Here is a 10,500-nt window from a genome sequence, read left to right as displayed (position 1 = left end):
TTTACGGACTATAGCCTAGCCACATAAAGCCTTTGATCGTTTTCGGAGATGTCTATTTGCATCAAGTGCTGATTTAGATAACTCTGCGCCGAGATATACAAACTTTCCCAAATCTCCTGGTTCCGACTGATTTTTGTACCGATTGTATTCCCTGCTGTTTTCTCCGACACCAAGTATTTGCGGAAATAGTTATTCCACAGGTGTTGGAGGAAATCTTCGGCGAATTCGTCAAACGGCAGAATCCATTTATAGTCTTTATCTAGAAATACCCGATAGGACGCAATTATCGGTAGTGCCAAGTCGGTTGGCGCACCAAACCCGAAAGAATACTTGCTGTCAGGCAACAACGTCGTTTTACGTATATCAATTGATGCTAAATCGTTAGCACCCTTTCTTCTGGGGTTGCTGATATGTTCTTGGATTATTTCGTACAACCTTTGCTCTATCCACAGAGCATGAGTTAGCAGAGGCAAAAGTGCAGTTAACCTTTCCCTTTCTGCATCTGTGATGTTACTTGGAAGACTCATCCCTGCTGGGTGTTTGGTTCGTTTATTGCCGTCAGGATTGTATTTATTTCTGTCGAGGCAGTAAAGAAGCTTGAGCAAATGGGTGACATTGATCAATGAAACGCTTACGATGTATTAATTTTGAATTTTGAATTCCGCCTTGTGGTACTAGGGTGCAAGGTCTGGGGTGTAATACCTGGAGGAGCTACTTAAAAACTGGACAATCTGGAATCATATTTGGGCAGCAACAGCTGTTTTAGCAGTTGTATCACTTACCATTGCGCTCTGTTATCAAGACGTAGAATCGTAATATTGTGTATCAGGTGTAAAGTCAGACAGATGTCCAAAATCAAGTGAAATTATGCTTAAAATCACAATCGTAATAAATTTAAATTTCGTAATTTTAAGAAAATGAAATTGTACTATCTTCATAATCTTCAAAATGCCAAATCCAGAATTTAAATTCTTTGTCAATCTCATCTACTACTTTATACTGCGCAGCATTTTTCATAGTAAACTTAGTGATTAATGCGGAATATTTCCCTTCTTTTTTTACTTGTATTTTGATACTTTGCTGATTGTTTGTTAGGCTTGATGCCGCCATCTTAACGCTATCTAAATGTTCTGTGACAGGTGGGCTTGAAAGTAATATTTTATATTCGACATCCATAAGTTATAATTATTATAGTTTACTTAATCTAAGTACAATGCTGAACTTTAAAATGCCTCTTCTGGTGTTCCATAAAAAGTTCCATTATTAAATAAGCTAGGTTCGTATTTTTCATTACTATAGGTGTAAAAAGCCTTTGTCCATTTCTCTTCATTCCCTTTGTACCGCAATCGACACAGATGAATCAGTGTATTTTTGGCTCTCTCTATATATTCAGAGCGTGTTATTTTAAACTTGGCAAAATCACCACCGGATATTCTGACCCCTGGCTTTTATGAATAGTTACGCTCCACGCTAGCGCAATTTCATTAAGGTCAGCGTAATCGTAAACCACAGTCCGCTCACCATATTGCACTGTAACTTCCTGCTCGACAGTATCAATGGTGAGGATAATTCCCAAGTCGCCGTTGAAGACTTCGCGGTTGTAGTCGTTGGTCAACTGGATAATGCGTAGACGCTCTTAGCGGCTTGTCGCAGACATCGCCCTCGCGTAACAAATTCCCACCTCTGTTAATCTCCACCTTGCTGGGGCTGGGTGGATTAATCAACTGCTGCAATACTGTGTTCAGGTTACGAGTCCCGATTACTCCCCGTGTCATCGGGCAAAGCACTTGGACATCAGTGGCAGGATTAAAACCTAAGCCGGGGAGCAAGTCTGTAATCAACTCGCAGATTGCCTGTACACCATGTTCGGGCTGATGTCCGCCGCCATGCCAAATACAGTCAGACACAGGATTGTCGGAGATTGGCTCAATTGTGGGATAAATTCCTCGATTAATCTGATGAGCAGCAGTGATAATTGCACTTGTTTGAGCTTGGCGGAATACCTGAGTTAACCGCACTACTGGCACACGACCAGAATTAATCAAATCAGCGAGTATTTGACCTGGCCCCACAGATGGTAACTGGTCAATGTCACCCACCAACAACAGTAAAGCGCCAGCCAATACTGCTTTAACCAAGGAGTAAGCCAGAAATAAATCAAGCATCGAAGCTTCATCAGCGATAATTGCCGTGTGGGGTAAAGGATTTTCGCTATCGCGCTTGAAACCCCTTGAGCGGGGGTCAAATTCTAACAAGCGATGTATGGTTTTGGCTTCCAGCCCAGTCATTTCACTTAAGCGTTGAGCAGCCCGTCCAGTGGGTGCAGCCAACGCAATAGATTTACCCATTGCTTTCCACAGGCTGACAATGGTGTGAGTTGTGAAAGTCTTTCCAACCCCAGGGCCACCAGTGAGGATCATGATTTTGGAGTAGGCTGCTGTTTCTACAGCTTGGCGTTGCTGTTCTGAAAGCTGAATTTTACGGCTGGCTGTAAAGCGGTCAATCCAATCACGCACACGCTCAATGTCAGTGCCAACAGGATTTTCCAAACGTTGGCGTATCAGTTGAGCTAAATTCTGTTCAGTATGAAAGTAAGTCGGTTTGTAGCAAAGTAGGGTTTTATCCTCATCCCACTCTCTAATCAGTTCATCTGTTAGAGCCATGTCTTTGATGATTTGTGCAATTGCTTCTTCTGTGGGCTGATGAGATTCGGTAGTCAGCAGTTTGATTACCGACTCAATCAGTTCGCTTTGTGGCAGGTAACAGTGACCATCTTCGGCGACAACACTTAGACAGTGGACAATCCCCGCACGATAACGAAATTCTGAGTCCGGTGCAATTCCTATATTTCTCGCAATCTTGTCAGCAGTCAGAAAACCGATCCCATAGATATCGGCTGCTAGCTGGTAGGGGTTTTTGGTAACAGTGGCGATCGCCTCATCCTTATATTGCTTGTAAATCTTCACAGCATAAGTGGTAGAAACGCCATGCCCCTGGAGAAACACCATCACTTCTTTGATAGCTTTCTGAGTTTCCCAGGCGTTTTTGATAAGAGTGATCCGCTTTTTTGCAATACCCTGGACTTCAATCAGTCGTTCAATCTGGTCTTCGATGATGTCGAGGGTTTCTAGCCCAAAGTGGGCAACAATCCGTCTTGCTGTGACTGGCCCAACACCTTTAATCAGCCCACTACCAAGGTATTTCTCAATCCCAGTGAGAGTGGCTGGTTTGGTTTCTCGATAATTAACTACCTGGAACTGTTGTCCAAATTGTGGATGATCCCGCCAGAAACCAGTTAGCTGTAGAGTTTGACCTGGCTGAATATTGGCAAAGCTGCCGACAATTGTTGTGAGTTCGTTGCTACGTGGGCGAGTCAACCTTGCCACGGTGTAACCTGACTCAGCAGAGTAAAAAGTTAGGCGTTCTACGACTCCGGTGATTGTTTCGTGTTGAGGAAAGGCGCTTACTTGTTGAGGGGAAAGATTAGGAGGAGTGGACATTGCTTATGATCAGATGCCGCACATTATTATAATACTGGGCGTGTAGCTATTGTAGTACATAAATACTAAATTCAATATTAGTATCATCGAAAACTCACCCTAGTTCAAGCTTAAAAGCCGGGGCAGTGGGGCTGGCACCAGATAAACCATTGCTTGGAGACTGAAAAAGTTAGCAATAGTAATAAAAAGGGCAAAATCATAGTTGAAATGTTAAAGTTCGGTCTATTGAATGTAAGTTTCTTTTGCCAGTATGTGACTGATACCGATATTGTTAAGTTGATGTCTTTATTATTTCTGTTCAGTTAATGAGCAAAGTCATTGCAGTTTTTAATCAGTCGGGTGGTGTCAGCAAAACTACTCTGACAATGAATTTAGGCTACCATTTGGCTCAAAGTCAGCAAAGCGTTTTATTAGTGGATATGGATCCCCAGGCTTCATTAACTACTTTTATGGGATTAGAGCCATCTGAACTAGGTAAGACAGTTTATGAAGCTATTCTGGGAGAAGAACCATTACCAATTCATCAGAATATACATGGTATGGATATGGCCCCTGCGAACATCAACTTAAGTGGCGCAGAATTAGAACTTGTTGTCGCAGATATGCGAGATATTCGACTAAAGGAGGCTCTTGAACCAGTTATCGCACAATACCAATTCATTTTAATTGATTGTCCACCAAGTCTCGGTATTCTTAGCTATATTAGCTTGGTGGCAGCCACACACGTACTCATTCCTATTCAAACTGAATATAAAGCTCTAAAAGGAACAGAACTATTGTTAACAACGATTGCGCGTGTCCGTTCTCGGGCAAATCGAAAATTACAGATTGCTGGAGTAGTTCCAACCATGTACGATAACCGAACTGGACAAGGCTCCCAAAGCTTACAGTCAATTACTAATTCTCTATCTAAGATTGGTACCATTTATCCAGCTATTCCTCGATCCGTAGCTTTTGCTGATGCAGCCCAAGAGCATATACCGTTAGCACTTTACAATTCTAAGCATCCATCTGTCACTATTCTCAAACAGATTGCTCAAAGTTTGGAGACGTTGCCATGAGTCTGAAGAAGCGTGTTAGTCAACCTTATGAAATTAAAGGAGTCGATGCTTTATTTGGAGTTGAAGAAGCAGTAGACAATAGTAGCGCTGCTTTCCTTATCCCAATAGAACAAATAGTTTTACCACATCAACAACCTCGTCGCTACTTTGCTCCTCAAGCCATGCATGAGTTAGTAGAGTCAATTAAACAGCATGGAATTCTTCAGCCCCTTCTCGTCCGTCCTCAAAAGGATGGGAAATATGAACTAGTTGCAGGAGAACGTCGTTTCAAAGGTGCTAAAACTGCTCAATTAGAGTTTGTACCTGCTGTTATTAGGGAAATGACAGATGTTGAAGCACTTGAACTAGCACTCTCGGAAAATCTCCAAAGAGAGGACTTAAACCCAATTGAGGAAACAGAGAGTATTGTTGCTCTCTTAGGATTAAAACTTAATCAAAGTACAGAATCAGTAGTTGCTTTACTTCAATCAGCAGCTCATCCAGAACGAGAGGCTGTGGATAACGTTATCCACAGCCAAGAATGGCAGTCTCTACTTGAGGTATTTAACACAATCGGAAAGTTTTCCCCCGAAAGTTTTAGAACCAATCGTCTCCCATTACTAAAACTTCCTATAGATGTTATGGAAGCTCTCCGGTCAGGAGTAATCGAGTATACTAAAGCGAAAGTGATTGCGCGGATTAAGGATGAAGCCTTACGTAAATCATTACTATCTGATGCAATTAAAAGTAATTTATCTTTAAGTCAAATTAAAGAGCGTCTTGCTGAAATTCAAGCAAACACGCCTGCAAATACAGATAAAAAATCATCTTCTCTAAAAAAGAAGATAGATGAAGCCTACAGTAAAGTAAAAAAATCAAAGGTTTGGGATAATCCCAATCAGCACAAGCGATTACAAAAAATATTAGTAGAACTTGAAGCTTTATTAGTTGAAAGCAGCGATGATAACTGAAACAACATTTATCAACAGCGATTCCTTCTCCTTGGACATAAACAGTTTTCAACTGGCCAAATAATCTTTAATTTTGTCTTGCTCACGTCGTAAAGCTTTGATACCTTGTCCATGAGCAGAGCGTACCTTGGAATGACTGAGATTAAGTTTTTGTGCAACCTGTTTTGCAGTCAACTTGTCCTCGCCCGACAACCCAAACTGTAACATTAAAACTTGCCGTTGATTTGGTTTCAAGGTAGCTAATAAATCCTGTAAATCTGACCGGAGACATTCTAGAGCAACCTTGAACAGATAATTTTCACAAATCAAAGTGTATTACCTTTGTCTTTATGTCAAACATTCACACGTTACAAAAAATTTTTCCTGCGGGTTTCGATATGGCGGAAAAATCGGGGATGCCTCCAAAATCCGATTTTGTCTGGAGATGGGGCATACCAGGTACAGCCGTGACATCGATATCAAAGATATATACAGTGCTTGTTTAAAAGATTGGTATGAAAAATACTTAAAGAAAGTGGTGAATCTGACACTTGATGCCAAGCACCAGGGGGATGAAATCTGGGCGATAGGTGGAGGCTGCCTGTTACCAGGATTTAAAAAGTTGTTAGAGAAAAACGGGTTCAAAATCCTGGACAATCCAGTGGAAGCTAATGTCTTTGGGCTTTTAGAAATGGCAAAAACTATTTTCAGCAAGAATCCAACAACTACATCTGGTTGGTTATAACAATGGCAGATAAAAAAGACTTAGCACCGGAAAAAGTTCGCCTCAAAGATAATTACCGAGAGCGCATATTTGCAGAATCGCAAAAACTAGATAAAAGTTACCTGGACACACTTTACTTTATCGTTGATTGCTATTTTGTTTTCATCAAGGCTGGATTACCTGCACAACTTTTAGCTGACACACCGATTAATACTGAAGATAACCAACTCACGTCTTGGACTCCAACTCCATTTGCAGAGGAGAAAGAAGAAGATTCTTCAGGGGAAACATTCAGCCTTGATTTTGATTTGTAACTGTCAAAGGAAGTTCTCATCGGGGTGTTTTCTTAATACTTTCTTTAGATTCCCACACTCCCTTTCAATACTTCTCGCTTTATGCATTTTTAACTCGGAATCGGGTTTGGGTTAAAGGTTTTTTCTTTCCCTTTTCCCCAAAAACCAAGAAGTATTGCACCCCTCTTTAGTCTTTAGTCTTTAGTCTAGGTAAATCCAAATTCACACTGAAAATAGCAGTCAGTAAAGCAATCAGGGCGTATGTGCAGAGGAAAGGAGTACATCGCTGCAAGGGGTGACAATCGTTGCTTAAAGCAATCCACACCCTTACCATTGGCTCAACAGCACTACTACACTAGTAGTCTGCCAACCCAAAAATGCGCTTTTTCAGACTGGGGAAAGGGTACTGGGTTTGGGATTTAAACCCTTTCCCCTTAAAAGAGCCAAGTTCCGTTGGCGTACTACTAGGTGTTAATTTTGTAATTGCAGTAGTAGACAAAAACTTGCCGTGATTGGGATGTTTTTTCATTCACGTAACAAAGCCGCATCTGATACTGTAGTCTGTATTTAGAAGTAGAGCAATCAATGTAGACGAAACCTTACCCTGCTTAAAGGCGACACCGAACAGCCCACCGCAGGCATGGCTTGACTGGAGAACGTCTTCATTAATACCGTACTCTTTCTCAATCAAACTCAACAGCTTCTCCTCCACAGCCGTCAAATACGGCCGCTTCAGTTCCCCCAGATGCACTCAGCACAGTACTTGGGGCATCTTCCAAGTTCTCGTTTTCCCGTAACCTATTGATTGATGCGACACCGAATAGTCCGCCGTAGGCATCGCTAATCTCCTGAACCTGCTGACATTCCTGGGGTAGGTAGTTACTTCAGGTGTTGCAACCCAATGCTGTACTCCCCATCCCACATACAAGCATTACATCAATCCAATCCCAAATTTCTCATCGCTTTCCACAAATTAGGTCGTCGCTTATGCTGGACTTTCCATTGGGACAACAAACTATCATAATTCTGCGGTGCTAACTCCTTCAAGGCAGACATCCATTGTGCATTTTTCGTATAATCCGAGCTTTGAGACGAGTCCGGTCTGGGTACAAAGTTGTGTAAATTTGCTTGCCAATAAGCCATCACTTTTTCCCACAAATCAGGGGGTGCATATTCTTGGAGATATGTTTTCCTCGAAATGTCATCCCGTGTCGATAGTTGGTTTGGTAGAATCACAACCTCATAAAACTTAGGGTAGGGGGATTTTCCCTGATACTTTATCTCGATCAAATCTTTTGTTAACAAACGTAAAACACTATATTCCCCACCCAGTTGTCCCTGTTCTCCAGGTAAATTCTCCAACCACTCGATAATTTGTCGCCTAAACCAAGTATGTCCTTTTTCCTCAGTTGTAATACTATCGAGCAACCAATGCAACCACCAAGTATCTACGGCTTTTTGATTTGTATAAAAATATGAATATCTGTATGGTGTACCACGTTTAATTATTGATTCACGCCAAGATGTAAACAAGGCTTTGTGAGTATCTTTATTAACTGGTATCTCAGCAAAAGCTTTGAACATACTCGACCAGTCGTAACAACATTCAAAAGTAATATGCTGAATTGACAAAGCATTCACTCGTTCGATTTCTCCCAATTCTCGAACAGCTTGCTGATAATAGCGAAGTAAAGTTTTTTCCTTTTCCCAATTCCCAGGAGCGTAAGAAAATCCACCCACAGCAACAAATAGCAGCGAGTTTTCCGGTGTCCAGGGATTCAAGTCAGGTTTGTTTTTTAATAACGCATCCAAAGTCTCTTGAATCACTGTAAGACTTTCTCTATATTTCTGTTTAACCAACAAATCCTCAATTACAGGTAAACCATTTTGCCATTCCTGGGAAATAGTCGCCCGGAGATTGTTCAAATATATCTCTGGGGTTGCAAATTGACGTAGCACTTCCATGTAAAACAGATGCCAATAAGAAAAAGTATTCTCTAGGTCATATTTCCACAGGGAACTATCTCGTTCGGCAGTCATCCCAGCTAAAACTAATTTCTTTTGCTCGTCGGGTAAATCTAAAAAGAAATCGATAACAGCATCATCATCTAAACTAATGTGGAAAACTTTTTCTTCCCATTCTCTTATTTGTTTAGCCAATTTGAAAGCATCTTGCCCTTGTTTTTGTATTCTCAACCATTCCCATTCCAACAAGCAATGGGTTATGGTTGGTTGCAAATTAATCCCATCACGAATTTCCATCCAGTCGGCTATCCCGTCGGAGATTTCGCTTTCTGCTTCTAATAGATTGGCGGCAAAGCCATGATCGTAACTAAAACTATTTGTAAAAGCCGTTTCCAGCAGTGGTTTCATCTTTTGTGCAACTGCTTCTAAATCTTCAACCAAAGCACAATCATCAAAATAGGGTTCTTCCCAGCTTTCCTCTTGGACTATATATTTCCCCTCTGACTGCGACGCTTCGGTAATAATTTCATTCCATTCTCGCCATAACTCCGACCACGTTTGAGCTAATTTCGCTAAAGAAGTTGCTTGTCTTTTGGTTGTTTTTGCTTGTTCACCTGTTTGCAATGGAGCGATTATTTGAATCAAAGTTGTGTGGGTATCTGCTTCAAGTTGAGCAAAAGCCGTTTGGCGCTGTTCATCAGATAAAATAGCAAATAAACTATCGAGTAGTTGGGAAATTTCCGCTTCGGTAAGTCCTTCCAGAATACGCGAACCAAGAGAACTTTGTACTTTGACGTTATCCCTATAAAAAATTTGATTCTTTTTTGGCATCTTGGTAAGCCCTCTTTTGTAGTAACTGTTATAGGTTAAATTCAATTATCCTGATATTAGGCAAGTAGTGTAAATTTAATCATGACCATAAGCATAGCCATCGCAGAAAAAATTACTACCCTTCGCCAAGTCGAGGAAAAACTGGGGTTAAGACTAAGTGGTGATAGTCAATTTTTTACCGAATGGATGGCAGATTTACCAGCATTAAGTGAAGCAGAGCAGACAAGATTAGAACAAGTTCGACAAAACTATCTCTACCAAATCTCAGATGGAAGTCTTTTAGAAGAAACTGTCAAAATGGTCGTGCTATCACCATTACTTGAACTTGCAGGCTTCTATCAAGCACCTTACAGATTTAAAACCGAGGTATCCGTTGATATTGTTGCACAAGGAGATAATGATGAGATTTTACGGGGCAGAATTGATGTTTTAGTTCTGCAAGGTAAATTATGGATTGTCCTAATTGAGTCAAAAAAGACGACTTTTGATTTAGAATTAGCGATTCCCCAGACATTAGCTTACATGGCGATTCATCCCAACCCAGAACAACCTTTGTATGGCATGATTGCCAATGGTAGCAGCTATTTATTTGTCAAAACCTTGGGTAAACAATATGGTATTTCCGATCTCTTTGCAACCCGATCGCAATATCTTAACAATTTATCTGGAGTTTTAAGAATACTCAAGCATTTGGGTAGAATTATTACAGAATCTTAAGCTACTGACAGCACAGTTACATTGTTTCTTTGTTACATTATTCTATGATTTCCAACTCCAAAACCGTCAGTAGTTTCTCTTCCAAATCCGTCAAGTAATATCGGTTCAGCTTCCCCAGCATCTCCAAAAACTTCTGCACCGACTCCTCCAACGCACCCGAATACACTCGACTGATGCGATTGCTGATTTCTTTGATCTGCTCACATTCTTCAGGCAACTATTCGTAAGATTTCAGATGTTGCAACCTAACCGTGTGTTCGCCATCCCACATTCTCACAGTACAACTAAAGTCATTCACTGTGCTGACAATTGCCCAACACCCACCCTTGCCTCTGAGTTCCGGGTTGTCCTTTGCAAGGATTTGGCAGACTTCACCCAACTGGTAGGTATTTCGTATTTTCGTGCGTTCCATGATGCGCTGCACTACATCCCTGAGCGCGTTCAAACACAATTTGCCGTAAATTGCTAGGAATATAAGTT

Annotated in this window: 8 protein-coding genes and 4 pseudogenes; 5 read left to right on the top strand and 7 right to left on the bottom strand. The window is 41.1% G+C overall.

Annotated elements, in window-relative coordinates; genetic code table 11:
- Positions 1–8: 8 nt before the first annotated feature.
- The 3 genes and pseudogenes from HWQ36_RS00700 to HWQ36_RS00690 form a co-directional block, all read right to left on the bottom strand.
- Positions 9–617 (bottom strand): annotated as a pseudogene (locus tag HWQ36_RS00700) (AIPR family protein); the annotation flags it as partial.
- A gap of 292 nt (positions 618–909) precedes the next feature.
- Entirely contained in the window at positions 910–1,176 is a 267-nt protein-coding gene (locus tag HWQ36_RS00695) for a hypothetical protein (protein WP_292697017.1), read from the bottom strand.
- Positions 1,177–1,411: 235 nt separating this feature from the next.
- Positions 1,412–3,500: pseudogene (locus tag HWQ36_RS00690) on the bottom strand (ATP-dependent RecD-like DNA helicase); the annotation flags it as partial.
- Between the two features lie 305 nt (positions 3,501–3,805).
- On the opposite strand from HWQ36_RS00690, the gene HWQ36_RS00685 reads away from it, so the two are divergent.
- Both HWQ36_RS00685 and HWQ36_RS00680 read left to right on the top strand, forming a co-directional pair.
- A complete protein-coding gene (locus HWQ36_RS00685; RefSeq protein WP_292697014.1) occupies positions 3,806–4,561 on the top strand; it encodes a ParA family protein in 756 nt (251 codons plus the stop codon).
- Complete coding sequence (locus HWQ36_RS00680) at positions 4,558–5,511, top strand: ParB/RepB/Spo0J family partition protein (protein WP_292697011.1); 954 nt, start codon at positions 4,558–4,560, stop codon at positions 5,509–5,511. The genes HWQ36_RS00685 and HWQ36_RS00680 overlap by 4 nt, the downstream gene beginning before the upstream one ends.
- Positions 5,512–5,559: 48 nt before the next feature.
- Here HWQ36_RS00680 and HWQ36_RS00675 read toward each other — a convergent pair whose 3' ends face one another.
- Positions 5,560–5,820 (bottom strand): sigma factor-like helix-turn-helix DNA-binding protein, encoded by a 261-nt coding sequence (locus HWQ36_RS00675; protein WP_292697008.1) that lies wholly within the window; start codon positions 5,818–5,820, stop codon positions 5,560–5,562.
- Between the two features lie 70 nt (positions 5,821–5,890).
- On the opposite strand from HWQ36_RS00675, the pseudogene HWQ36_RS00670 reads away from it, so the two are divergent.
- Positions 5,891–6,235 (top strand): annotated as a pseudogene (locus HWQ36_RS00670) (hypothetical protein); the annotation flags it as partial.
- 2 nt (positions 6,236–6,237) lie between these two features.
- Complete coding sequence (locus HWQ36_RS00665) at positions 6,238–6,528, top strand: hypothetical protein (RefSeq protein WP_196519416.1); 291 nt, start codon at positions 6,238–6,240, stop codon at positions 6,526–6,528.
- A gap of 915 nt (positions 6,529–7,443) precedes the next feature.
- Here HWQ36_RS00665 and HWQ36_RS00660 read toward each other — a convergent pair.
- The gene (locus HWQ36_RS00660; protein ID WP_292697000.1) at positions 7,444–9,303 is read right to left on the bottom strand and encodes a hypothetical protein; all 1,860 of its coding nucleotides are present in this window, start codon (positions 9,301–9,303) and stop codon (positions 7,444–7,446) included.
- 81 nt (positions 9,304–9,384) lie between these two features.
- Between HWQ36_RS00660 and HWQ36_RS00655 the strand changes: the two genes are divergently transcribed.
- Positions 9,385–10,020 (top strand): type I restriction enzyme HsdR N-terminal domain-containing protein, encoded by a 636-nt coding sequence (locus HWQ36_RS00655; RefSeq protein WP_292696997.1) that lies wholly within the window; start codon positions 9,385–9,387, stop codon positions 10,018–10,020.
- Between the two features lie 37 nt (positions 10,021–10,057).
- On the opposite strand, the gene HWQ36_RS00650 is transcribed toward HWQ36_RS00655, so the two are convergent.
- Both HWQ36_RS00650 and HWQ36_RS00645 read right to left on the bottom strand, forming a co-directional pair.
- Positions 10,058–10,237: a hypothetical protein gene (locus HWQ36_RS00650; protein WP_292696994.1), complete on the bottom strand. Its 180-nt coding sequence runs from the start codon at positions 10,235–10,237 to the stop codon at positions 10,058–10,060.
- Positions 10,238–10,500 (bottom strand): annotated as a pseudogene (locus tag HWQ36_RS00645) (hypothetical protein); the annotation flags it as partial.

The sequence above is a fragment of the Nostoc sp. NMS2 genome (assembly GCF_017115105.1).
Classification (GTDB): domain Bacteria; phylum Cyanobacteriota; class Cyanobacteriia; order Cyanobacteriales; family Nostocaceae; genus Nostoc.
Note: the sequence above shows the minus strand (reverse complement) of the source record. Positions and strands in the feature narration are given on the sequence as shown.

What these genes read in the sequence shown, in the direction of transcription:
- HWQ36_RS00660 (WP_292697000.1), bottom strand. Translation starts at nt 9,303, where the DNA reads ATGCCAAAAAAGAATCAAATTTTTTATAGGGATAACGTCAAAGTACAA.
- HWQ36_RS00665 (WP_196519416.1), top strand. Translation starts at nt 6,238, where the DNA reads ATGGCAGATAAAAAAGACTTAGCACCGGAAAAAGTTCGCCTCAAAGAT.
- HWQ36_RS00680 (WP_292697011.1), top strand. Translation starts at nt 4,558, where the DNA reads ATGAGTCTGAAGAAGCGTGTTAGTCAACCTTATGAAATTAAAGGAGTC.
- HWQ36_RS00685 (WP_292697014.1), top strand. Translation starts at nt 3,806, where the DNA reads ATGAGCAAAGTCATTGCAGTTTTTAATCAGTCGGGTGGTGTCAGCAAA.
- HWQ36_RS00655 (WP_292696997.1), top strand. Translation starts at nt 9,385, where the DNA reads ATGACCATAAGCATAGCCATCGCAGAAAAAATTACTACCCTTCGCCAA.
- HWQ36_RS00695 (WP_292697017.1), bottom strand. Translation starts at nt 1,176, where the DNA reads ATGGATGTCGAATATAAAATATTACTTTCAAGCCCACCTGTCACAGAA.